General features: G+C 45.7%; 25 protein-coding genes. 21 read left to right on the top strand and 4 right to left on the bottom strand.

The features are described 5' to 3' along the window. Positions 1-54 precede the first annotated feature (54 nt). The 20 genes from AB9R92_RS04485 to AB9R92_RS04390 all read left to right on the top strand — a co-directional run bounded on the left by AB9R92_RS04485 (position 55) and on the right by AB9R92_RS04390 (position 19496). Complete coding sequence (locus tag AB9R92_RS04485) at positions 55-1287, top strand: M1 family metallopeptidase (protein WP_370668312.1); 1233 nt, start codon at positions 55-57, stop codon at positions 1285-1287. Between the two features lie 148 nt (positions 1288-1435). Continuing rightward, on the top strand, positions 1436-1951 hold the full coding sequence (locus tag AB9R92_RS04480; protein ID WP_370668311.1) for a DUF421 domain-containing protein: 516 nt from the start codon (positions 1436-1438) through the stop codon (positions 1949-1951). 325 nt (positions 1952-2276) lie between these two features. Beyond that, positions 2277-3917: a M4 family metallopeptidase gene (locus AB9R92_RS04475; RefSeq protein ID WP_370668310.1), complete on the top strand. Its 1641-nt coding sequence runs from the start codon at positions 2277-2279 to the stop codon at positions 3915-3917. Between the two features lie 263 nt (positions 3918-4180). Next, positions 4181-5005 carry an undecaprenyl-diphosphate phosphatase gene (locus AB9R92_RS04470; RefSeq protein ID WP_370668309.1) on the top strand — a complete coding sequence of 275 codons (825 nt, stop codon included), beginning with the start codon at positions 4181-4183 and terminating at the stop codon, positions 5003-5005. Positions 5006-5332: 327 nt separating this feature from the next. Next, on the top strand, positions 5333-5719 hold the full coding sequence (locus AB9R92_RS04465; RefSeq protein ID WP_370668308.1) for a transcriptional regulator GutM: 387 nt from the start codon (positions 5333-5335) through the stop codon (positions 5717-5719). A gap of 12 nt (positions 5720-5731) precedes the next feature. Beyond that, positions 5732-6259, top strand: a complete 528-nt coding sequence (gene srlA / locus AB9R92_RS04460) for a PTS glucitol/sorbitol transporter subunit IIC (protein WP_370668307.1) — start codon at positions 5732-5734, stop codon at positions 6257-6259. 36 nt (positions 6260-6295) lie between these two features. Next, positions 6296-7351 (top strand): PTS glucitol/sorbitol transporter subunit IIB, encoded by a 1056-nt coding sequence (srlE, locus tag AB9R92_RS04455; protein WP_370668306.1) that lies wholly within the window; start codon positions 6296-6298, stop codon positions 7349-7351. Between the two features lie 22 nt (positions 7352-7373). Beyond that, the gene (locus AB9R92_RS04450; RefSeq protein WP_370668305.1) at positions 7374-7739 is read left to right on the top strand and encodes a PTS glucitol/sorbitol transporter subunit IIA; all 366 of its coding nucleotides are present in this window, start codon (positions 7374-7376) and stop codon (positions 7737-7739) included. Positions 7740-7757: 18 nt separating this feature from the next. After that, complete coding sequence (locus AB9R92_RS04445) at positions 7758-9059, top strand: NAD(P)H-dependent oxidoreductase (protein ID WP_370668304.1); 1302 nt, start codon at positions 7758-7760, stop codon at positions 9057-9059. Positions 9060-9166: 107 nt separating this feature from the next. Then, a complete protein-coding gene (locus tag AB9R92_RS04440; protein ID WP_370668303.1) occupies positions 9167-9505 on the top strand; it encodes a bh protein in 339 nt (112 codons plus the stop codon). Between the two features lie 135 nt (positions 9506-9640). Then, entirely contained in the window at positions 9641-10624 is a 984-nt protein-coding gene (locus AB9R92_RS04435) for a thiamine pyrophosphate-dependent dehydrogenase E1 component subunit alpha (RefSeq protein WP_370668302.1), read from the top strand. Positions 10625-10648: 24 nt separating this feature from the next. Next, positions 10649-11632, top strand: a complete 984-nt coding sequence (locus tag AB9R92_RS04430) for an alpha-ketoacid dehydrogenase subunit beta (RefSeq protein WP_370668301.1) — start codon at positions 10649-10651, stop codon at positions 11630-11632. 18 nt (positions 11633-11650) lie between these two features. Then, positions 11651-13027, top strand: coding sequence for a dihydrolipoamide acetyltransferase family protein (locus AB9R92_RS04425; RefSeq protein WP_370668300.1), 1377 nt, complete (start codon positions 11651-11653; stop codon positions 13025-13027). Between the two features lie 13 nt (positions 13028-13040). Next, entirely contained in the window at positions 13041-14423 is a 1383-nt protein-coding gene (gene lpdA, locus AB9R92_RS04420; protein WP_370668299.1) for a dihydrolipoyl dehydrogenase, read from the top strand. A gap of 176 nt (positions 14424-14599) precedes the next feature. Then, on the top strand, positions 14600-15535 hold the full coding sequence (locus tag AB9R92_RS04415) for a sugar-binding transcriptional regulator (RefSeq protein ID WP_370668510.1): 936 nt from the start codon (positions 14600-14602) through the stop codon (positions 15533-15535). A gap of 171 nt (positions 15536-15706) precedes the next feature. Then, positions 15707-16531: an MBL fold metallo-hydrolase gene (locus AB9R92_RS04410; RefSeq protein WP_370668298.1), complete on the top strand. Its 825-nt coding sequence runs from the start codon at positions 15707-15709 to the stop codon at positions 16529-16531. Between the two features lie 260 nt (positions 16532-16791). After that, positions 16792-17073, top strand: coding sequence for a hypothetical protein (locus AB9R92_RS04405; RefSeq protein WP_370668297.1), 282 nt, complete (start codon positions 16792-16794; stop codon positions 17071-17073). A 557-nt stretch (positions 17074-17630) separates the two neighbouring features. After that, positions 17631-18002: a hypothetical protein gene (locus AB9R92_RS04400; protein ID WP_370668296.1), complete on the top strand. Its 372-nt coding sequence runs from the start codon at positions 17631-17633 to the stop codon at positions 18000-18002. Positions 18003-18076: 74 nt separating this feature from the next. Next, positions 18077-18817 (top strand): hypothetical protein, encoded by a 741-nt coding sequence (locus AB9R92_RS04395; RefSeq protein ID WP_370668295.1) that lies wholly within the window; start codon positions 18077-18079, stop codon positions 18815-18817. Between the two features lie 136 nt (positions 18818-18953). Next, entirely contained in the window at positions 18954-19496 is a 543-nt protein-coding gene (locus AB9R92_RS04390) for a hypothetical protein (protein ID WP_370668294.1), read from the top strand. A gap of 24 nt (positions 19497-19520) precedes the next feature. Here AB9R92_RS04390 and AB9R92_RS04385 read toward each other — a convergent pair whose 3' ends face one another. Together AB9R92_RS04385 and AB9R92_RS04380 are read right to left on the bottom strand one after the other, a co-directional pair. Beyond that, positions 19521-20306 carry an alpha/beta fold hydrolase gene (locus AB9R92_RS04385; RefSeq protein ID WP_370668293.1) on the bottom strand — a complete coding sequence of 262 codons (786 nt, stop codon included), beginning with the start codon at positions 20304-20306 and terminating at the stop codon, positions 19521-19523. Between the two features lie 48 nt (positions 20307-20354). Beyond that, a complete protein-coding gene (locus AB9R92_RS04380; RefSeq protein WP_370668292.1) occupies positions 20355-20630 on the bottom strand; it encodes a hypothetical protein in 276 nt (91 codons plus the stop codon). Between the two features lie 195 nt (positions 20631-20825). On the opposite strand from AB9R92_RS04380, the gene AB9R92_RS04375 reads away from it, so the two are divergent. Next, entirely contained in the window at positions 20826-21437 is a 612-nt protein-coding gene (locus AB9R92_RS04375; protein WP_370668291.1) for a VanZ family protein, read from the top strand. 79 nt (positions 21438-21516) lie between these two features. Here AB9R92_RS04375 and AB9R92_RS04370 read toward each other — a convergent pair whose 3' ends face one another. Then, positions 21517-22923 (bottom strand): bifunctional metallophosphatase/5'-nucleotidase, encoded by a 1407-nt coding sequence (locus tag AB9R92_RS04370; RefSeq protein WP_370668290.1) that lies wholly within the window; start codon positions 22921-22923, stop codon positions 21517-21519. Positions 22924-23133: 210 nt separating this feature from the next. Next, positions 23134-24786: an ABC transporter substrate-binding protein gene (locus tag AB9R92_RS04365; RefSeq protein WP_370668289.1), complete on the bottom strand. Its 1653-nt coding sequence runs from the start codon at positions 24784-24786 to the stop codon at positions 23134-23136. Positions 24787-24878: the final 92 nt, after the last annotated feature.

The following is a 24878-nucleotide window of genomic DNA, read 5'->3' as shown; positions in this document are numbered from 1 at the left end:
ACGGAAAATACCATCATTCCAAGTGGCAGCACAAGCTATGACATCAAGCTCGAGATGACGGAACCAGGCATGTTCCAGGTCTCTGCCGACATCCTGATTACAAATGACTCGACGGAAAGCTGGGCAGATCTCGCGTTTCACTTTGTCCCCAACGCCATGAATGCGGAAATGACTAATGGTTATTCAGGTGAACCGGCTAATGTTGAAGTGAATTCAATCACTTCTGGTGATGATGAATTGCGCTATGAATTGGATGGCAGCGGTCTATTCATCGAGATGGAATCGAAGTTAATGCCAGGCGACCAACAAGCTGTCACGGTCGAATACACACTCACTGTTCCCGAAGATGGCATGCGTTTGGCGCAAGTGGAAAACAATTTTTACTTAGCGCATTGGTATCCGATGCTTGCTGAATACGCCGAGGGTTGGCAAGTTAATGAATACGACCCCAAAGGCGAATCTTATGAAACAGGGTTCGGGGATTATACGGTTACATACCAATTGCCAGGCGATTATCTGATCGCCTCTTCTGCACCAGATGGTCATGCGGAAGCCAGTTCATCTGGAACTTTGACCGGAAGAGCCATCAGGGATTTCTATGCGGCGTTTTTGGATCCAGCCGATTGGCAAGTCGCAGAGCGCAAGTCCGGAAATACAGAATTGCGAATGTTTGTGCCGGCGGAGTCCAACATCCTTGAAGAGACAGCTGAACTGTCAGTTGAAGCATTTGCTTATTTCGAAGAAAACATTGGCGATTATCCGTTTGCTGAACTGGATGTGATCGCGAATGACGGCTATATGGAATACCCAAATATTGTTGAAGTGCCGACGGAAGAAGGTTTGCTCGATTCGATTTTGGTACACGAAATTGCCCATCAATGGTTTTACTATGTCGTTGCCAATGATCCATACGAAAACGCTTGGCTCGATGAGAGTTTGACCAAGTTCAGTACCGGCTTGTTTCTCAGCGACTATTACGGTGATGTAGACAGCGGTTTTCAAAATGCAAAGGCTTATGAAGAGTCTTATGAAACGGAAACCTATGCTGATTTGGCGCTCGGCGAATTTAATACACCGGCCTATTATGCAACCGTGTATGGAAAAGTTCCTTTATTGCTGAAAGGCTTTTTCGAAGGACGCGGCGGAAACGAGGCGGCACTGGAGTTTTTAGCGGATTATTATGAAGAGTTTCAATTTCAGCGGGTGACGAAGCAACAATTCAGGGAGTTCTTTGAAGGATATTTCAAAGGCGACCAACAGGTGTTTTTGGATAGTTGGCTTCAATGACACATTAACGCTTTAAAAAACGGGGAACTTGGCCGAAGTCGGACGAGGTCTCCGTTTTTTCTTGTTGTTGCAGCTGTTTAATGAAGCAGGTGCAGGGTATGGGTGGGGCATAAGGAGAATCTTCGGCAACAAGGAAGGTGGTCTTGAAATGCTTGATACGATTATATTCGATGGATGGAAAAGCGTCCTGCGCATTGCGATTATGTCTTTATTGGCATATCCTTTTCTGATCCTTCTCTTGAGGACTTCGGGAAAACGCAGTTTGACCAATGTTAATATTTTTGACTTCATCATTACCGTGACCTACGGGGCGACACTCGGCAGCATCATCACCAGCGATAAAGTGTCTTTTGCAGACGGGGCGGTTGTTTTGTTCATGCTCACCTTGCTGCAGTATATTGTTTCGAAACTATCGGTAAATTCCAAGAGCTTCGCCCAATTGATCAAAGCTAGGCCCAGTTTCATCTATCATAACGGTGAGTTCGACGAAGAAAGCATGGAAAAACATCGCATCCGAAAAGACGACCTGCGCGGAAAAGTCCGCCAGCAGGGCTTGAGCTCCTTTGAACAAGTGGAAGCGATCGTGCTAGAGGGCGACGGTTCGATGTCCATCATAAAAAAAGAAGAGGGCGCGTCGAAGGATGCATTGGAAAATATCAGCTGAATACAGCTTGCTTCACAGCAACACGATAAAAGGGCTATCCGGTCGGGGATGGCCCTTTAAATGTGCGTGGATCTATCAGATACCAAATTAAGCGGTTCCTCTTTTTAAATTTCAAAATGGCCGGTGTTGATCTCCACATACGCCTTTTCTCCTGCTGTTAGCGGAATTTTTAAAAATCCAATATTTTCCTTTATGCAGAAAGGTAGAGGCTCTACAAAAATTTCTAGGTAGTATTTTTCAAATATACCAAATAATCTGTAATTTAATTGATTGCCCAAATTTCCTTCGGTATACTAAATTTTATCAAAGTCGAGGAGGAAAAAATTTGAAGAAAAAATACATTGTCCCTGTTATTTTATCATCTGCTCTCGTCGCAAGTTCGTTCACAGCCAGCAACGCATTGGCGAATGGCCCTCAAGGTAACGGGGCCCCTGATAAAACGTGGAATGAAAACGCCAATGTTCCTGTATTCGTCAAAGAGAAAATCGCCGAGAAACGGGCTTCAAGCAATGCGTCGAATGCGCTGGATTATCTAGCGGAAAACGAAAACAAGACGGGACTGAAAAACCCTAAGAAAAACTTAAAGCAAAAAGCGGTGGAAAAGGATGCGCTCGGCATGACGCATGTCCGCTTTAACCAGGCCGTCAACGGCATCCCGGTGGAAGGAGCGGAAGTGGTCGTCCACTACAATGAACAAGATGAATTGGTTTCCGTCAACGGCGGCCATTTCCCTGAAGCGGCCGCCAGCAGCAGTGATACGGCACCGACTGTGAGTGTCTTGAATGCTGTTCAAACAGCGAAAGGCGCAGTCGATGCACCGGAAGAGCTCGAATACGCGCCCGAATCGGAAGTCGTCGTCTATCCGTTTGAGGGGGAGAATCATCTGGTTTATAAAGTTAACGTCAACTTCCTCGGTGATGAGCCCGGCAACTGGTTTGTCTTTGTGGATGCGAAAACCGGTGAAGTGGTCGACAAGTACAATGCAATCATGCATGCGGAAGACATCCATCAATCCGTCGGAACCGGCGTACTTGGGGAGCAGCGCAAAATTCACACGACAAAGACTAAAGAAGCCAGAGGAGGCACGACCTTCAGTTTGTCAGATGAATCCCATGAAGGCTTGGAGGGGATCTATACTTTCGATGCCAATGACGGGGAAATCATGACGAACCACAGTGCATCGTGGAAAGATGAATATTTACACGCCGGAGTTGATGCTCATTACAACTCGGAACAGGTCTATGAATATTTTCACGATGAACACGACCGCAATTCGCTTGACGACAAGGGGATGGCCATCATTTCGTATGTCCATTACGGTGAAAACTACAATAACGCATTCTGGAATGGCCGCCACATGACTTACGGCGATGGCGATGGCTCGTTCATGGTGCCATTATCGGCAGGGTTGGACGTGGCAGCACATGAAATGACACACGGCGTGATCTCCAATTCGGCGAACCTCCAATACCGCTTTGAATCCGGCGCATTGAACGAATCCTTTGCGGACATTTTCGGCGCATTGGTTGATGAGGACGATTGGGAAGTCGGGGAAGACATCATGGGCCCTGAGGCCAAAGAAGACGGAAGAGCCTCGTTGCGCAGCTTGAGCGACCCAAGCAAATATCCAGTCAATGCGGATTACATTCCGTACGGTGACGGCGAAGGCAACTACCCTTCCCATATGGACGAATTCTATGACTTACCGATGAACTTAGACAATGGCGGCGTCCATATCAATTCATCCATCACCAACCACGCAGCTTACTTGATCGGCGAAGAAATCGGCAAAGAAAAACTGGGCCAGATTTTCTATCGCGCATTGACGGTTTACTTGACGCCAACTTCCAACTTCAGCGAAGCCCGCAAGCTCATCGTTCAATCAGCGGCTGATCTCTACGGAGAAGGCAGCGCAGAAGAGAAAGCCACGGCTCAAGGATTTGACGATGTAGGCATTTACGAATAAGCATTTTAAACCCGCGGGCCCTCTGTCTAAACAATAGGCGGCTTGCGGGTTTTGATTTTCATAGAATGTTTCAGTAGACGGGGCACAAGCTGGAGCGGTTGTTTACAAAATACATCGCCCCCTGTCCGGACAGAGATGTGTTCAGTAAACGGGAACCGTATTGAGTGAAAAAAATAAAATCGGCCAAGAACTTTTTAGCGCAACCAATGCAAAAAAACAAGCGTCTTCATATTGTCCGTCCATTACGTTTAAAAGGAGCAATTATGGAGATCATCGAAATATTGAAAGCGCTGGTGCTCGGGATAGTGGAAGGCCTGACCGAATTCGCGCCCATCTCATCAACGGGGCATATGATCATCTTTGATGATTTGTGGCTCAACACCGAAGGCTTTTTAGGCGGGCCATCAGCCAATACCTTCAAAATCGTCATTCAGCTCGGATCCATACTCGCGGTCGTCTTCATCTTTTGGAAACGCATGCTGAGCCTTGTCGGTTTGTACAAAATCGAGCAAGACACGCTCACGGCATTCAATTTGTTGCATGTTTTAATCGGCATTATTCCGGCTGGGATTTTCGGCTTGCTGTTTGAAGATTTCATTGACGAGCACCTATTCAGCATTGAAACCGTACTGATCGGTTTGGTCGTTGGCGCTTTCTTCATGATCATCGCCGATAAATTCGGTCCCAAAAAACCGTCGATCAATTCACTGGATGAAATCAGCTATTTCAAAGCATTGAGTGTCGGAACTGTTCAATGTTTCTCACTATGGCCAGGCTTTTCACGCTCAGGTTCAACTATTTCAGGAGGCGTACTTCTTGGCTTGGATCATAGAACCGCAGCTGATTTTACGTTTATCATGGCCGTGCCGATCATGCTTGGAGCTTCGATTGTCTCACTCGTGAAGAATTGGGAAGCCATTTCATTTGATCATCTCAGCTTCTATGCCGCCGGATTTGCTGCTGCCTTTATATTCGCGTTAATTTCCATCAAGTTTTTCCTGAAACTTATCGCACGCGTCAAGTTGATGCCCTTTGCCATTTACCGTATTGTGCTCGCAAGCGTCTTGGCGTTTATTGTGTTTCTTTAAAAATCGATTGCTGTCATCAAATTGAAAAATAAAACAGCGGTGCGAAACCAATATTCGCACCGCTGTTTTCAATAGGAAACAATAATAACTGGCTCGATACAAAGAACATCACATTACAACAAGCGCCTTTATTATAGTAGAAAGTCTGCTGCAAGTCCCCAAACACGTGGACAAAACCAGCTTCCAAGAAACCGATATTTACATTTGGCGAAATAATTAAAATATTCTTTCAACAACTATTGATTTATTTTGAAAGCGCTTTTATAATAACTCTAATAACATTTGTGCTTAGTTTGAACAAATGTAAAAGGCGAGGGGGGATATATTTTGTGGGGATGGTTTATCGCTATATTTGCAGGGATATGGATCCTTCAAATTTTGATGACGAAAATCCAGTTAAGGAATTACCAAGCTACATTAAAAAAAATGAGCAATCGGCCTTCCGGTTATCTGGGGGTGGGCATACAGAAACAAAAATTAGGAATAGGCGTCATCGCCATATTGGTGACAGATGAAGAGGGCTTGTTGATCGAGTGCCAACTCATGAAAGGGGTGACGGTATTTAGCCGATTTGAGGAGTTTTCTAAGTACAATGGGCTGCATATCGAGTCGTTAAAAGAAAAACTGAACGATGAACCCGATGGGCAGGCGTTTAAAATGGCAATTGAAAAAATTGAAGCGCAAATGAGCAAAAAAACGAATCTAGCAGTATAAGGAGGAATCAGGATGGATTTTCTAGTTTCGCTCGCTGAAGGCTTTATCGGCATGTTCCAAGCAGGGGCAGATACATTTACAGGGCTTGTCACAGGAATCATTCCTTTATTGATTGTTCTAATCACGGCAATCAATGCGTTGATCCGGTTGATCGGTGAAGAACGCATCAACCGTTTGGCCGCAAAGAGCACAAAGAACATTATCTTGCGCTATACGATCTTCCCCGTCTTGGCGGTCTTCTTTTTAACGAATCCGATGGCTTATACATTCGGCAAATTTTTGCCTGAAAAACAAAAACCGGCTTTTTATGACTCCGCTGTGTCATTTGTACACCCCATTACTGGATTGTTCCCGCATGCGAACCCAGCTGAACTATTCGTCTATCTCGGAATCGCAGCTGGGATTACGGAGCTGGGCTTGTCTCTCGGACCTTTAGCTATCCGTTTCTTTTTAGTCGGGATCATCGTTATCCTGCTTCGTGGAATCGTAACTGAATTCATTACGATCCGCATGATGAAATCAAAAGGCATGGAAGTTTAACAGTAAAGGTGCTTAATTGAAAAGGGGGCAGGCGAAATGTCAGACATTAAATCACCATTAAATTTTAAAGCGATTTCCGTGACTAAAGGCCGAGGAGGTTGGGGCGGCCCGCTGACCATCCGTCCAAACGAAACGCAGCGCTACATCGTATCGGTTACAGGTGGGGGCATTCACCCTGTGGCAACGGAAATTGCCCGCTTAACAGGTGCTGAAGCAGTAGATGGGTTCAAGAATTCCTATCCGAAAGAAACGATGGCTTGCGTCATCATTGACTGCGGCGGAACAGCGCGTTGCGGTGTCTATCCAAAAATGAACATCCTAACGATCAATGTAAATCCGACCTCGCCATCCGGGCCATTGATGAAATTCATCAATGAAGAGAATTTCGTCTCAGGGGTAACGGTTTCAGATATCAGTACAGAAGCGGCACCCTATGAAGACCAGGAGGAAGTAAAAAAAGCGGCGGATGAAACGGTAGCACCAGCCGTGCGCAAAACTCCACAGGAATTAAAAGAGGAAGCCAGAAGAAAAGTGGCAGCGAACAGCAGCGACGAGCCGCCGAAAAAGATGAACATCGTCGAACGGGTCGGCCGTGGTGCAGGAAAAGTGGTCGGGGTTCTTTATCAAGCGGGACGCGAAACAATCGACCAGGTCATCAAGAATATTTTGCCTTTCATGGCATTTGTCAGTATGTTAATCGGGATCATCACCTTTACAGGCATCGGGGACATCATCGCAAACTTCGTAACGCCGCTTGCCGGAAACTTTGTGGGGCTGCTCATTCTCTCAGTCGTTTGTTCTTTGCCTATCTTGTCTCCTTTGCTCGGGCCAGGCGCAGTTATTGCGCAAGTCGTCGGCGTCTTGGTTGGTGTGGAAATCGGGCGCGGCAACATTCCGCCTGAACTCGCACTTCCTGCCTTGTTCGCCATCAACCCTCAAGTAGGGGCTGATTTTGTTCCGGTCGGGTTGACTCTCGGGGAAGCAGAACCGGAAACCATCGAGGTCGGTGTGCCAGCGGTATTGATTTCACGGCTGATTACAGGGCCGCTGGCTGTTGTCATCGCGTACTTATTGAGCTTTGGTATGTATTAAAAAAGGATTGGGTGGAAAGCATATGATAAAAAAATACGAAGCGAAAATCACAGAAATCGGGGACGAAGTGGAATTGTTCGCCGAAGAAAGTATGATGGTCATTTTCAATAACACCGTTCCAGAAGAACTTCGCTCATTCGCCGTCATCCATGAAAAAGCGGACTTGCTTGAAGGTGTAGAAGTGGGCGATTTTTTGGAAATCAATGGGGAACGGTACGAAATACTTTTCGTTGGCAGCAAAGTGAATGAAACGCTTCGGGACATCGGGCATTGCACGATCGCTTTTACAGGAGATTGCAATGCAGATTTGCCGGGCACGATGTGTGTGGAAAAAACGCCTCTGCCGGAACTGGCGCTCGGAGCTGAAATCCGTATATTAAAAGTCTGACATAAAGGAGACTGGGCCATGCTTGGGATAAATAGAAAGCTAGAAGAATTGGAGAAGCAAGGAAAGATCATCAAAGTGGGGCTTGTCGGTGCAGGCCAGATGGGAAGAGGGATGGTCTCCCAGATTGAAAATATGTCAGGAATGCGCGTGGTCATCACCGCAGACATCCAGCTTGAAAATGTGGTGAATGCCTATTTAAAAGCAGGTGTCGCGGATGGCGATATCGTTAAAACGAATGAGCCTGAAAAAGCAGCTGAAGCGATTCGGTCGGGCAAGGTGGCAGCGACGACCGATGCCCATTTGGTCACTTCTTTGCCGGGAGTGGATGTAGTGGTCGATGCAACCGGAGTGCCAGACATCGGCGCGAAAATCGCCTGGGATGCAATTTTGAACAAAAAGCATATCGTCATGCTCAATGTAGAGGCGGATGTCACAATTGGCCCTTTGCTGATGAAAATGGCCGATGCCAGCGGCGTGGTCTATACCGGAACAGCCGGAGATGAACCCGGAGCCGTCATGGAACTGTACGATTTCGCGGATGCACTCGGTTTTGAAGTGGTGGCGCTCGGGAAAGGCAAAAACAATCCATTGAACTTGGCAGCGAACCCCGATACCGCAGCAGAAGAAGCGGCACGAAAAGGGGCCAGCGCAAAAATGCTGGCATCGTTCCAGGACGGCACGAAAACGATGGTGGAAATGACGGCTGTCGCCAATGCCACAGGATTCCTTCCGGATACACCAGGCATGCATGGATTTGTAAGTGATGTAAAAGGGCTGCCCGAAATTTTTAAATTAAAAGAAGATGGCGGCCAAGTCAGCAATAAAAAGATTGTTGAGTATATCAATGGGGTAGCGCCAGGCGTATTTGCCATCATTGCTTCTGAAAAAGAAGAGGTCAATCACGAAATGCAATACTTAAGCATGGGGGAAGGGCCGAATTACGTGCTATACCGCCCGTACCATTTGACCAGTTTGGAGACGCCGATTTCCATCGCCCGCGCGTATATTTACAATGAGGCAACGATTGCCCCGTGGAAAGGGCTGCAGGCGGAAACCGTGACGGTCGCGAAAACCGATCTACAAGAAGGCCAGTTCCTGGATAGCATCGGTGGATTTACAGTCCATGGCAGCATACTTTCAGCCGCTGAGGCGAAACAAAAGAACGCATTGCCTCTCGGCCTGGTCGATCGTCATGTCCAGTTGAAACGTCCTGTCCAAAAAGGTGAAATCATCACGTATGACGATGTGGTGCAAACCCAGGAATCGACCATTTGGAGATTGCGCCGCATTCAAGATGATACGGTTACTGCCAACCCTTAATCACCGTCCCAATCGTTTACTGATCTGTATTTGCTTTAATGGTACTAGACAAAGGCTCTCATCATTGCGGAGGCATGTTAACTACCTAAAGAAGAAGGTGTTCTAGTATGAAAGTGAAAAAGATGGAAGCAGGCCTATACTGTATCCATTGCAAAGAAGACGTCAATCATGAAATTACGTACATCAACGATGATATCAAACGCATTCGCTGCATGGAATGCAACCGTACGATTGATATGAACATGGACCTCAAAAAAGAATTTTATAAAGAATTATACGAACGGATTTCCACTAAACCGACACGTGTCACGAAAGAATACAGGGAAGATCTCAGCCACCTGCTGTTATCACTGCCGTACCGGGCCATCCGGAAACCGTATCGTGTGTTAAAAGATGTCCATTCTTCCCGTCGTGTGATCAACACGTATAAACCGAAGAAAAAATAATGCGCCGTCTGAAAGGGCCAAACTTCTGGATCATAGAGGAGTCTGGCCCTTTTCTTCTTGACGAATAGTCTGAAAAGACTTATAATTTTTACAAATGTTACGTAGTTATACAAATGTAAAAAAGGGGTGTTTTTCATGACACAATCATTTACTTTGCCAGCGCATCTCAAGGACACGGAGTTAACCAGCTTATTAAAGCAAATGTGGCAGATACGATTTTTTGAAGAGAAAGTCGATGAATTTTTCGCCAAAGGCATGATTCATGGCACCACGCATTTAGCGGTCGGGCAAGAAGCGTCAGCGGTCGGTGCGATCGCGGTGTTAGAAGAGCGGGACAAGATCACGAGTACGCACCGCGGGCATGGGCATTGCATTGCAAAAGGGGCGGAAGTCAACCGGATGATGGCAGAACTATTTGGCCGTACAACGGGTTATTGCAAAGGCAAAGGCGGCTCCATGCATATTGCCGATGTGGACAAAGGCAATTTGGGCGCCAACGGCATCGTCGGGGGCGGATTTGCGATTGCCACTGGAGCGGCATTGACTTCACAAATGAAGAATGAAGGCTATGTTGTTTTATGTTTCTTTGGCGACGGGGCATCCAATGAAGGCAGCTTTCACGAAGCGCTGAACTTGGCGTCCATTTGGAAACTGCCGGTAGTCTTTATTTGTGAGAACAACCAGTACGGCATGTCCGGCCCTGCAAAAGAAATGATGAACATTGAAGATGTGGCGAAGCGAGCCGATGCCTACGGAATACCCGGAACAGTCGTGGATGGAAATGATGTGTTCGACGTCATGAAGGGTGTTAGCGCTGCAGTGGACCGCGCGCGAAATGGAGATGGCCCGTCCATTGTCGAGGCCAAAACCTATCGCTGGAAAGGCCACTCCAAAAGCGACGCCAAAAAATACCGCACGCGGGAAGAAGAACAGGAATGGCGGGCAAAAGATCCAATCGCGCGTCTCCGGGATGCATTGATTCAGGAAGGGTTGCTGACAGAAGAAGGAGCCGCAGAAATCAAAGCCGCAGCGAAAAAGGAAATCGAGGATTCTGTCGAGTTTTCAAAACAAAGCCCGATGCCGACCATTGAGGATTTACTGGAAGACGTTTATGCATAAAGAGCAGCAAAGGAGCGGAAGACTATGAGGGAACTGACTTATTTGGAAGCCGTTAGGGAAGCGATGAGCCAGGAGATGCGGCAAAATGAAGACGTGTTTATCCTGGGAGAGGATATAGGCGTTTACGGGGGAGCTTTCGGTGTCACTCGCGGAATGATCGAGGAATTTGGCCCGGAGCGCATACGCAATACCCCGATCTCGGAAGCGGCGATCTCTGGTACAGCGGTGGGAGCCGCATTGACAGGCATGCGCCCGATCTTGGAGCTTCAATTTTCCGATTTCATGACCATCGCCATGGACAATATGGTCAACCAAGCAGCCAAAATCCGTTATATGTACGGCGGGAAAGGGAAAGTGCCGATGGTGCTGCGCACACCGGCAGGATCCGGCACCGGGGCAGCTGCCCAGCATTCCCAAAGCCTGGAAGCGTGGATGGCCCATGTTCCCGGCTTGAAAGTCGTCCAGCCATCCACGGCATACGACGCCAAAGGGCTCCTGAAAGCCGCAATCGATGAAGACAACCCGGTCATTTTTTACGAACATAAATTATGCTATAAAACAAAATCGGATGTACCCGAAGAATTATATTCCATTCCGCTCGGCCAAGCAGATATTAAACGGCAAGGCAGCGATGTAACCATTGTCGCTACGGCGATCATGGTCCATAAATCACTGGAGGCGGCTTTGGAACTCGAGAAAGAAGGAATCAGTGTCGAAGTGATCGATCCCCGTACGCTTGTGCCATTGGATACCGACACCATCATCAAGTCCGTCAAGAAGACGAGCCGCCTCGTCGTCGTGCACGAAGCGGTCAAGCGCGGCGGTTTTGGCGGAGAGATTGCCAGTGTGATCGCCGAAAGCGAAGCATTCGATTATTTGGATGCCCCGATTAAGCGATTGGGTGGAAAAGCCGTCCCAATTCCGTATAACCCGGAACTTGAAAAGTCAGCCATTCCTGGAGTTGAAGATATCATCATGGCTGTAAAAGAGACATTAAACCGCCAGTAGAAAGGAGGGAACAGGCTGATGGCCAAGGAAATATTCATGCCAAAACTAAGCAGCACGATGCAAGTGGGAACGCTTTTGCAATGGTATAAAAACGAAGGCGATGCCGTTGATGTCGGAGAGCCGTTATTTGAAATCATGACGGACAAGATCAACATCGAAGTGGAATCTTACGAAGAAGGCATCTTGCTGAAAAAATATTTTCAAGAAGACGACGAAGTGCCGATCAACCACGTGGTCGGCTATATCGGTGAAGCGGGCGAAAAAGTACCGGATTCACCACCAGGCGAATCGGGGGCGGCCAAAGAGCAAGAAGATGTAAGCGATTCGCGACAAGCTCAAGTAGAGGATTTGACGGAACAGGGAATCAGCGAAACGGCCACTGAACATATAAGCGCTGGCTCACAAGGCGAAAAAACCGCTGCTGAAAAACCTCGCGCAACGCCGGCAGCTAGAAGAGTGGCAAGAGAGGAAAACATCGCCTTGTCTGATGTGTCAGGTTCTGGGCCGAACGGGCGGATTCAACAAAACGATGTGATGGAGTTTGCTACATCTACAACCTCTGCTAAAGCGACACCGCTTGCGCAAAAAGTAGCAGCCGCTGAAGGCGTTGACTTGCAGGAAATAAAAGGCTCAGGCACTAACGGCAAAATTTACCGCGCCGATGTGGAAAATGCCAAAGGGCCAGGACCTGTCCCTGCTGCATCGGAAGACAAACGAGTGAAAATGGACGGAATCCGGAAAGTCGTGGCGCAGCGCATGGCACAAAGCAAGTCGACCGCTCCTCACGTGACTTTGACGACAGAAGTCGACATGTCTGATGCGATCAGCCTGCGAAAGCAATTGCTTGGGCCGATCGAACAGCTGACAGGGTTCCGGCTGTCCTATACGGAAATCATTTTAAAAGCCGTTGCCAGTTCTTTGAAACAACATCCGAATGTCAATGTTTCACTTGAAGGCAACGAAATCGTCTACAAAACGGATATCAATCTCGGCCTTGCCGTCGCTGTCGACAACGGCCTCATGGTTCCGGTCATGAAACAAGTAGACCAAAAAGGACTGTCCTCATTGACGGAAGAATCCAAGCGCCTGGGCAAAGCAGCACGCGACAATAAGCTTGCGCCGGAACAAATGTCAGGCGGCACGTTTACCGTCAGCAATTTAGGGATGTATGCCATCGACGCCTTTACGCCGGTCATCAACCAACCGGAATCCGCTATTCTTGGCGTGGGTCGCATCCATGAAAAACCAGTGGGCATCGACGGCGCCATCGAGCTTCGGCCCATGATGGTCTTGAGCTTGTCATTTGATCACCGGGTGATTGACGGGGCACCGGCCGCTGCTTTTTTGACTGCATTAAAAGAAACGCTCGAACAGCCGGTTAAATTATTGGTGTAAGGAGTAGATGTGAGTGAATAGTTACGAAGTGGTGGTGCTTGGCGGAGGCCCAGGCGGATATGTTGCCGCGATACGCGCTGCGAAACTCGGGAAAAAAGTCGCGTTGATTGAAGCGCGCGAACTCGGCGGCACGTGTTTGAACCGAGGCTGCATTCCATCGAAAACCTTATTGAGACTTGCAGAAGTGATCGAAACAATCGAAAAAGCCAAATCCTGGGGCATTGAAACCGGAGACATGACCTTCTCCCTTTCCAAAATGCTTGGGCGCAAAGATGCCATCATCCAACAATTGAGGAGTGGCATTGCCCATCTATTAAAACAAGGGAAAATCGATGTCTATAATGGCGTCGGAAACGTTCAAGCGGACGGGGAAATTACGGTACAGCTGGCTGAGAAAAAGGAAATCATTCGAGGAGACAAAATCATTCTCGCGACCGGTTCACGCCCGCTTGTCCCGGCAATTGAGGGCATCGAAGAGTCGGCTTATTTCACGAGTGACACCATTTTCGATATCGACAAAATTCCGGAATCGATGGTGATTGTGGGCGGCGGCATCATCGGCGTAGAACTTGCGTGCATCTTTGCCAGCTTGAATGTGCCGGTGAGCATCGTGGAAATGAACGACCGGATCGTGCCGAGTGAAGAACCGGAAGCCTCCAAAGCGCTGTCGAAGTCCTTAAAAAGGAAACAGATCACCATCCTGACAAATACCAAAGTGATGAAAATCGAACAGCACGATGGCCGCCAGCTTGTTCATGTGGAATCGGACAGTGGAAAAGCACAGACACTGGACACCGAAGCGATGTTGATGGCTGTCGGCAGGTCGCCCAATACCTCGGCCTTTAATGACTTGAACCTCGAGATGGATGGTGCTTTCGTCAAAGTAAATAGCGCCATGCAGACGAGCGATCCTTCCATTTATGCGGTTGGTGATGTAACAGGCGGCTGGCAGCTCGCCCATGTCGCGAGTGCAGAAGGAGTCGTGGCAGCTGCGAATGCAGCGGGCGAAACAGAGACGGTTGATTACCGGATGGTGCCGCGCTGCGTCTACACCAGTCCTGAGATTGCCAGTGTCGGCCTAACTGAAGCCGATGCAAAGCGGCAAGGCATCGACTACAAAGTCGTAAGAGTCGACCATGCCGGAAACGGTAGAGCGCTGGCACAGGATGAGAAAGAAGGGTTTACGAAACTGATTGCCAGCACCAAGTACGGAGAAATTTTGGGCGTGCTCATGGTCGGCCCGCACGTAACGGAAATGATCGCAGAGCCTTCTGCGTTTATTCATTTGGAAGGCACAGTGGATGAACTGGCTTCAATGGTGCATGCCCACCCGACCATTACCGAGAGCTTGTACGAAGCAGCCGCCTCTTGGATCGGCAAAGGCGTTCACCATTAACGCCGTTAAAGCGATTCCATTGGAGACAGATTGTAATCGGGCGACAATTGAGTGAATACATGTAGTATAGTTGTTCATGAGCGTGTTAACTGGTAAATGCAATCAGTGACAACAAACAAATGAAAGCGGTTTACTGACCGCTTTCAAGTTTATGTAAAAGAGAAGGTGCAATGACAATGAATTGGGACGAGCGCAGGCAAATCGTGAAAGTAGCGACATTGTATTATTTTGAAGGACTCACACAGGCGGAGATTGCGAAAAAAGTGGGTGTGTCCCGTCCGTTGATCTCCAAGTTGCTGAATAAAGCACGGGAAAATGGAATCGTCGAAATTTACATCAGAGATGAAAATGCGCACACTGTAGAACTGGAAAACCGCCTTGAAAAGAAGTATGGACTGAAAGAAGCCATCGTGGTCCCGTCAGCGGGGCGGGATGCTGAAATGGTCAAGCAATCACTAGGAAAAGCCGCTTCTTTTTATGTCTCGAAAAATATGAAAGGCGTCAAGAAACTTGGAATTTCGTGGGGACTGACATTGGCAAAGTTTGTACAGGAATATCCCTATGAGCAGCACCAGCAAGTGAAGATCATCCCCCTGGTCGGCGGCATGGGAACAAAACTGGTGGAGATCCACTCGAATCTATTGGCGTATCAATTGGCCCAAAAGATGAATACGACCTGTTCATATTTGTACGCTCCGGCGATGGTGGAAAACGAGGAATTGAAAAAGCGCTTGATCGAGTCGGAAGATATTGCCTTGGTGTTGGAAGAAGGGCGCAATGTGGATATGGCAGTAGTCGGGATCGGCAATCCGTTTGAACAATCCACGATGACCACCATGGAGTATTTAAAAGATGAAAGTCTAGTCTCTTTAAAGAAAGCAGGCGCAGTCGGGGATATCGGTTCGCGTTTTTACGACCAAAACGGAAAACAGATCGATCACCCCTTGAATGAGTTGGTCATCGGGCTTGATATCGAGGAATACAAACGCATTCCCGAAGTAATCGGCATTGTAGAAGGCGCGCATAAAGCGGAAAGCATCAAAGCCGCTTTAAGAGGCGGGTACTTTAATGTGTTGGTCATTGACGATACAACGGCATCCTTAATTTTATAAGCGAAAAGCTGTCGAAGCAGGAGAACGTGGGCTGCTTCGGCAGCTTTTTTTAATTTCAGTCACATGCAAGGGAAATAAACAGAAAAATTGGACCTATGAATGAATGAAAATTGACAATTTTAGGATATACTGAATTTAACTAGACAGTTGTAAATAGAAAGGATGGAGAACATGAACACGTTTATTTGCAATACATGCGGCGTCCAAACCGAAAGTGCTGAGTCAGCGCCAGAGCATTGTTTGATCTGTACAGAAGAACGCCAATACGTCAGTCCCAAAGGGCAAAGTTGGACGACATTGGAAGAGATGGTTCAATCCAACACTTATAAAAACAAGATTTTGTCGGAAGAGGAAGGGCTCACAAGTTTCACGACGGTACCAAGTTTTGCGATTGGGCAAACGGCGTATTTGGTTCAAGGAGAGAACTTCAATATCCTGTGGGATTGTATAAGCTATCTTGATTTTGCGACAATCGAAACGATTCAAAAGCTAGGCGGGATCGATGCCATTGCTTTGTCCCACCCCCATTACTATTCAACTCAAGTCGAGTGGGCTGAAACCTTCGATGCGGCAATCTATATTCACGAAGACGACAAGCAATGGGTGACGAGACCCAGCGATCGCATTATCTTTTGGTCAGGCGAATCGCTCGAAGTTGCAGAAGGGTTCACGCTGCACCGGATCGGTGGCCATTTCAAAGGCGCAGCCATCCTGGAGTGGAAAAACGGAAACGACGGCAAAGGCGTATTACTGACGGGCGATATCGTCCGCGTCGTGGCAGACCGCGGATGGGTCAGTTTTATGTACAGCTACCCAAACTTCATCCCGCTGCCGGCGTCCACTGTCGAAAGAATGGCGGCACAGTTAGGCGAAATGCGCTTCGACCGCATGTATGATGCCTTTCACCGAATCGTAGTTAAGAATGCAGGGGAAGCCGTGCAAAGATCAGCGAAAAGATATGTAAATGCGTTAAATGGAGTGCTGTTCAATACTTGATATCCGGACTTGTGTTATATGTAATTTAAAAAAACCGGGCATTAAAATTAACCAAATATAATAGGAGCAAAAAATGCATCAATCATTCTATCTAAGAAACCGAGTACTTATACATTTGATAAGAGCTATAAAGTACTTATTACAAAAGAAAAGCTTTTATTCTTTAAAATTGACTATAGATTCGATAAGGTATGGCTAAATTGTCATCACCGCAAAATTCACTTGATTTCTGTACAGATTTGTTTAAAAGGAGGGATACTGTGCCAAGAACAAACATGGGCAAAATCTCTTTTGCCGTGCTTTTGATTCTCGTCATTCAAATCATCTCGATCGTAAACATGTTGTTCATCAATGGCTTAGGAGCTTTAACGATTATTTTGTATTCATTTGTTACCGCACCTCTCGGACTACTATTTGGAATAGCCGGCATAGTGAAAGAAACCGGCAGAAGCCTCATCGCACCTTGGGTGACAACGATAGTTAGCGCCATTTTACTCGCACTATTTTTGATCACTTTATTTGGATTCTCTTTTGGTGATTAGATGCTCAAGGTCATTAGTGAAACTTTTCTATATCAATAGATGTGTAGATAGAAACAAGTCATTTAGACTCAATCCAGACTCTCCATGAAGATCATTGTAACTAGTAATGAAATATTTTCTAATAAATATTTACTTTCCAAATACTAGTGGTATTCTATTAATAGCTAAAATAGTAAACGAATTCCTTTAACAAATTCAATTTTAGTTGTTGGGCTTGGCATGTATCTCCAAAATATTGATGCTCCTATGTACGGCATTCCGGGTCTTCTAGAGTATGTCATCAAGAACTGAAGCATTAATCTGCAAACTCATTTCATTAGATTTTCTTTACTGATGAAATGAGTTTTTTTATTGCAGCTTACCCATACCATTATCCCGATTTTTCTTTTTCTACTATTAATTCTTGCCATTGTTTACGGTAGTGGCATTTGGTCTACCGAATATAGTTAAAAATATTTCAATAATCAGCGGCAGGGACTTCATTGTTTTATAGCTTGAGTATGCTTATCTTTATGGCAAAAGATTGGGTGAAGAAATAGACACTAGGAGGCACTAAGTTGAGAAAAGCATTCTCCATACTAGCGAGTACACTTCTATTAGCAGCTTGTAGTTCAACTCCCTCTACACTCAGTTTCAGTGAACTGGAAATGGCTCAGGAAGAACTGCAGAACGTAATTGATCCTACCGCTCAGCTCCAGCTTATCAACGAAGGAAAAGATATTGCTTATGTTGTTTATCAGTTTGCAGAAGTTGTGGCTGCCGATATTGAAGAAGATGGGGAAACGGTAAAGGTGAATTTGAATGTGGCTGAAGAGGATGATCCCCCGGAAACAACTGTCTATAAATTAACCTTAGATGAAAACCATGAAATTATTGAGATCTTTGTAAATGGCAAATCGACACCGATTGATGTGGTTTCTGGGATTTAACACAATACACATCATCATGTTATTGCAGAAGTGGGACTGGTGTGGAAGCCTTATAGGAGAAGGGGGAAAGTATAATGACGAAACCATTCGTACCTGTTATGTCGATAATGATGAGCATCTTTCTATGTAGTGGCTGTTCAAGTACTCCGGACGGATTAGAAGAAGTAGAGGGGACTGGTCTGACCTATAGCGAAAATTTCAATGCCTATGACGGGTTAAATGAGAGAGAGCATCTGGAGTTCTTTAAACCTGCAGAAGCACAATCATTGCCTCCGTCGATTTTAAGCGAACATCACCTGCTCGAAAAGGGGATCGATTCTGATTTACTGCCTTTTGAAGTAGATGAGGAAAATGCTTATTTGGTCACTTCCGAAGACCGAACCGGAAAAGTGACTCATCAAGTCCAGTTGAGCTATCTGGGGAAATTAGAAGAGGGCATTGCAGGTGAGTTTTTCATCATCTCGGCAACTGAAATGGACGAAAATCCGGTTGAGAATTACGAAGTTGCAGAAGCAACCGATTCGGTTGGAAATCGATTTGAAAAACAAGAGCTGAGCGGGGATGATTCTATTTTCCAGCAAGTGCTGACGACAAATAGTGCTTTATTGTACCGGTATTATGAATATGATGAAGCGGAAGAACAGTTGAATGTCGTCGGTACCGCCGCTAACGAATTTTATTCCTATCATGATGGATTCGTTTACCATGTTGGTTATTTAATTGATCGGCAAAGAAATACGGATCAAGTACAAGACAATATGCTCAACTTGACACGTAACATTATTCTAGGAAAAGATACATCCAAAGGAAGATGACTACGACTAGAAGAGAGGAAAAACCATGATTAAAAATAAAACGGCATTCGTTTGCTCGTTTATTATATTTGCTATTTGCATGTACTTATTTTTTCCGTTTCCAAATTCAGCGATGAAAGAGGCTCAATTTGTCTTTATGTCGTTTCCCATTCAAGAACAAGAGGGATATAACTTTCCGGGAATCATTGGTTCCATCATGTTTATTGGCGCTCTCATTTTGTTGTTCAATAGTCTGGAAAAGTATCGATTCCGGACAGTGTTCGCGGTCGTCATAGTCTATTTGCTTTTACCGAATCTATTGATCACGGCATACCAGGAAACTCTGGCAAACGGCATTTCAGCCATCTCGTATGACGGAGACGGCCGGTGCGATTTTGTCACGATGAATGATAACATGAAAGCCGAATGCAATCTGGTATTGCATAATCGCAGCGATGAGGCTGTGACAGTGGAATTGGAATTTATCGATTCGTTGTTTATGGAAGAAGAAGACATGCGGATGGAGTCGCTTATGAACTTGGCAGGGCCCTATACAATCACCTTAGCAGCCAATAGCCAAAAGCATATTCATCTAGAAGAATTACTCGACTTATCGAACGTTCCCAATCACGTAGACTCAGGGACGTCATTCAGTATCCACATTAAACTGATAGCCGGTAATGAAACACGGGTTTTGTAATGTCTAATACACCTCCTCCAATCTCTAATCTTGTACTGATAAGGATGACAAGTGCTGCATAATCTCATAGTTTACACCTTTAGGGTTATCGAGATTTGTTGCATGGTGCGCATTTTTTATATATATCACGTTAGATTGAGGAATACGCTCCGCCATTTCTTTCTGTTGCCTTTCGATCATGCTATCATGGTCGCCTTGTAAAATGAGAGTAGGGCAATGTATTTTACTCAAATCTTTTCCGCTTTCCATTCTTGAAACTGAATTCCATATCCTCACCCAATTACTTAAAGGAATCGAACTAACTGTTTCTTTAATATAGTGTTTATTGTCGGGATTAAATTTCGAGAGCGTTCTTGCTTGAATACTCGCCATTACACCCATGGGTACGAACTTGCTTGACCATCTATTAATAGGAACAAATACTTTTTCAATCCAATTATATGAATTGGTGTAGGGAGTACCAATTAAAATGAGGGATTTCACCATTTCAGGGTATTTGACCGCGGTTTGCAGCGAGATATGGCCACCCATGGATAATCCGCAAAGATGTGCTTGCTCAATTCCTAAGTGTTCCAGCAAACCTACTAAATCTTTTATAAAATCTTCGGAGTCTACTTTTCCAGTTGGCAAAGAAGACTTGCCATGGCCACGCACGTCCCAAGTAATCGTTTTATAAAATTTCGATAGCTCTTCTACTTGAGGTTTCCATTGCAGATGGTCCCATGAAGCGCCGTGTGTGAAAATAAGCACTTCACCAGCGCCCGTAACTTCGTAGTATAATGTGGCATTATTTATTTTGATAGTAGGCATTTTAACCGTCCATTCTCCATAAATTTTGATCTTCAATACATATATGTATTAAAGATTTCGAGCTGATTTCATCGTGTACCCAATGTACAAAAAGACGAACCCAGTGATACATGTAGCAGCTCCAAACAACAACCCAGCAGCAGCTGACCCCATCCCAGCGCCTGTTAAAGTGCCTAGAATGTTAAGAAGGAGAAAGAAGACGACCAAGGGAAGGACCAAAGCGGTAAGAAATCCTGCATTGATCCACTTCTCCCTGTTTTTTCCTGCGAACTTACGGACTGCAAAACTTAATAAGGCAATATAGGCAGCGAGTATGAGAATCATTTAATTCCTCCTAATCAGCAGTATTGAAAATCTACTCATATTCTTTATCCAATAATATACAAAGTATACCATTTCCATAAATTAGGTGAAATGAAAAGCGGGATATAAAACCATTCTTTTTGCTATATTCAGCCCTTTTAAAAACTCGTTTGGTAAAATATAGATATACAAGCTATTTGGTTACGAGGTGAAACGATGGATATTCTTAGAAATTCCATTTTAATTGTTCTATCGCTATTTCTGTCCCAAGTTTTGATGTATTACATCATCGACGAAATAATTGTCATGTTCGCTGTGTCCCCAGTACCCTATATACTCGGTAGATTCCTCTTGGCTTTCTTCATTTTTACGGGTTTTAAGTTATTATTCAAAGAGTTTGAAGTTGAACTGATCTATATAGACTTGGCGTTTGTCCTTTACTTAATCTTTCTACTTTCTGCTACTCTTTATAGAGGGGATGGGGGATCAAGCGATTATAACTTGATGCCTTTTGGCTTTTTAAGCTATTTTTCTGAAGTGAATCTCTCAACGTTTATCGCGGCCTTGCTGATTAATTTGATGCTCTTTGTGCCTGGAGGAGCTTATTTATACATAAAGAAAATCAAGTTTGCTTATTCGTGGCAAATTCTTCTCTATAGCAGTGTGGTGATAGAACTACTGCAGTTTTTCACCAAGCGCGGATCGTTTGATATCGATGATTTACTATTAAATACGGCCGGTGGTTGTTTAGGCTTTTTGATGGCAAAAATTGTCCACAGCCGAATCACAAAAGAAAAACAAACAATAGCTTCAACGTTGTCTCTCTGAAACATAAGTCCTGATTCAAAATAAAAAGAGGCTCAACTATCCGCGGATAGTTGAGCCTCCTTTTTTATTCCGACGATCCTCATGAAAAAGGCGAACTAAGCCCTGAATGCTTAACTTGTCTTTCCGATCGCATCTTATAAGCCTGTTCAATGAATGGGGGCTTGTTCGCATAAAGCTGAATGACATCCTTAATTTCTTCGGCCATGTAGACTTGGTTTCGATTATCGGCCAGATCCGGATAGCCGGATCCGCGCTGCAGGTAATCGGAACTGGCGACTTTGTACCACCGCTCATCCTTGATTGATTCGTCATCAATCAGTATGTCTAGGACATGGTTGCCGTCGTGGATGACCGTGGCTCCTGAAATATGCAGCCGGCCGACGAATTTCCCTCGGAATCCGGGTCCGCGCCCATCCGAAAGGCACGCTTGGGCATCCAAGGATTGCGTGAAGGCTTTTTTTAGCTGCTTGCCTTGAACTTCAAAAGAAGTCGGGTTCAGCGGGGAAGGGCATATTTCAATCAGTTTTTGACGGGAAATATTATGAAACAAACCTGCATTGGCGATGCCGCTATTGATCAAGCCGATATGACATTGCATCATGTCCCGTAAGCCGTCCGCTATCAAATTAGTCAATGGATTTTCTTCAATGACGTCGTGCCAAAGCGGTTCCGGTAAATCATATAAAGGTTTTCCTAGGGAAGCGAGGGCTTTCGCTTTATTATCTTTCAAAATGTCCATGACGACAGAATCCATCTCAGTGTCTTTTGTTAAGTACGTGGCCGAACGAACAAGCTCGACTTTGCCATTCTTAACTTCAAGCTCGACCACCCCGATATGTTCAGCGTAATTTCCTGCGCTGTTCATGATGGTACCGTTCACGAACTTCGCTTCTGCATAAAGCTGGTGGTCATGCGCCGAAATCACGACATCAATTTCCGGAATCATGCGGGCCAGTTCTTCGTCGGCGGCTGTCCCGACGTGGCTTAACAAAATGCATATATCATACATTCCGGCATGATTCTCGATTTCCTGTTTTGTCATCGCTGCATAATCCGATACACGGATACCGAGTCCATCGTTGAAGACATCCAAGTCCGGGGAGGATCCCGTCACTAAAATACGCAAGTCCTTTTTATGTAACACGACGCTTTTGACAAGGCCTTGTATATCACTCCCATCCTTCTTCAGGAGATTGTTGCTGATGAAAGGGAGCGGGCTGGCCGTGGCCATATGCTCCAAGGTGTCCATGCCATTGAACATCTCATTATTGCCAATCGTCAGTGCGTCATAGCCGGTCGACTGAAGCAATTCAAGCGCTGCCACGCCGCGCGTTCCTTGTAATTCAATGCTTTTGAAATCGGCAAAATCGCCGCCATCGAGAATGAGGGTGTTTTCATCTTTCAGTTCTTTGATCAAGGTCGCCGCACGTGCAAAGTTTTCGTAATTGCTGTGAACATCGTTGGTATGAATGATTTTCAGTTTCATGATGAACCCCCTGTTAGATATTTCCTTAAATAGTAGGACCCATAGTCTACCACTAAGGTTTCGAAAAATCTTTATCATTTTTCTGACTATTTATAGCGGCAGAATGAATCCTGACCGTTCGAGTTCTAAAAAGGATGTTGGCTATTGAAGCATAGGAGCATCCGCGAGCTCTTTTAACCCTTTAATGCAGTAACTTCATTCAGCGTGACATTAAACATTCGGCCGCACCCACAAATTGGAATAATCGACATAGCCGAAATGGCTGATTTTTATGTTCATCAAATCTGCAGAAAAAGGAACGTGGCGCTTCTCGTAATAAAGCGGAATCATGATCGAAGAGTCCAGCAAGAGCTTCTCGACCTGCAAGTTTAAAGAAGTCCATTCTTCGAAAGGAGTCTGTGCATACTGGTCAAGACACGCCAGCACTTTCTCGTTTTTCGATATCGCCCCAGCTAAAGGCGAGTAGCTGTTCTTCAAGAAATAAAAGAATGAGAAGTTTTGGTTCATTTCCAGTACTTCCCCGTGCACGAATAGGTCGCCTTGCTGATCGATTCCATGATCCGATAGCTTTTCTGCAAAAGACATCCAGTGTACTTTTACGGGAATCCCTTCTTTTTCGAGCGCTTCTTTCAGCCATACTGCAGCTTTTTCGTAGTGCTCGACAGCTTTTAACACTAAGGGCTTTGTGAAGTGTGGGCACTCCACTTCCGGTACGGTATAACACTGATCGTAACCAGCTAAACAACTCTTGGCGTTCGGCAATGCACGTGTATGATAATCACTTATCGTATGCCGGTGTTTCGCAATGACATAGTGGATGTAATCCCGCACTTCTTGCCGCCCGATATCAGTAGGGCGGAACGCATTCATGACGACAATGCCGAATCCGGTATCGCTTTCTACTTGAAAGGTGGGTTCTTCTTTCTGATGGCTAGAAGAGCGATAAGTGATTTCAAAGTCTCTCGGAACCTGTACGAAATCGACGACATCAAGCAAGGGCCTTTTCTGGAAGTACTGATCGAACGCTTTTAATGAGGTTTTCTCTGCGGAATTTTCGGCTTCGTAAAATGCGCCGGTTCCCCAAATCCTGCCGTGGCTTTCTTTGTATATGCTGGAATTCATCATGCCGAGCATGTGTAAACAATAGCTGCAGCCATTAGGGAAGAACAGGTCCACAATTAGGGGAGCGGCTGCTTTCACTTCAGTCACCGGTCCCCACAGGGAATGAAAATACTCATGCTTTTGCAATTGATTGAGACAAGTCACCACGTCATCGGCAGTTAATGTAGAGCCGTCATGGAACTTGACGCCTTTGTGCAGATAAAGCCGAAGATGATGGTCTCCGCAATCCCAAGAATGGGCAAGTTCGGGAGCGATGACGCCGTTTTCATCCACCGCAACGAGGCGGTTAAACACATTGGCCACCATATTGGCGCTTTGCGTATCAATTGCCTTCAGCGGGTGCAAGGTCAATAATTTATGGCGTCTTGGAACGATCAACTTATCAATTTCATCGGCATGTTGGAAATAGCCGAATTTAAGACGGAATTGATTCAGCAGCCTCAATTTACTGTCGCTTGACCAATCGTACAGGAGGTATTTGCTGCTTTCCTCAACGGCTTCTTGGTTGATGATAGTCATCACCTGGTCTTCATAAATCGCTTCGACATCTTTTAACCACACCAGTTTGGATAGATTCCCTCTGCCGCGTCCTGCCGTATACTCGAGCCAGCCTTGTTTAACCCATTTCTTGATATAACGGGTGGTCTGTTTTGTACTCAGGTCGAGGGCTTTCGCTATTTCTTCGTGCTTTACATCGCCTGAAGTTACGCTCTTCCATAAAGTTAATAACTGCTTATCCATCTCTTTCTCCTTTAAAAGTGGACATACTCCGATGAAATTGTCCATTTTTCCAATATTTTGTCTGGTTTAATATACAGAATATGGAGGGGGAA

This window comes from Planococcus sp. SSTMD024, assembly GCF_041320495.1.
In the GTDB taxonomy this organism is placed as follows: domain Bacteria; phylum Bacillota; class Bacilli; order Bacillales_A; family Planococcaceae; genus Planococcus.
Note: the sequence above shows the minus strand (reverse complement) of the source record. Positions and strands in the feature narration are given on the sequence as shown.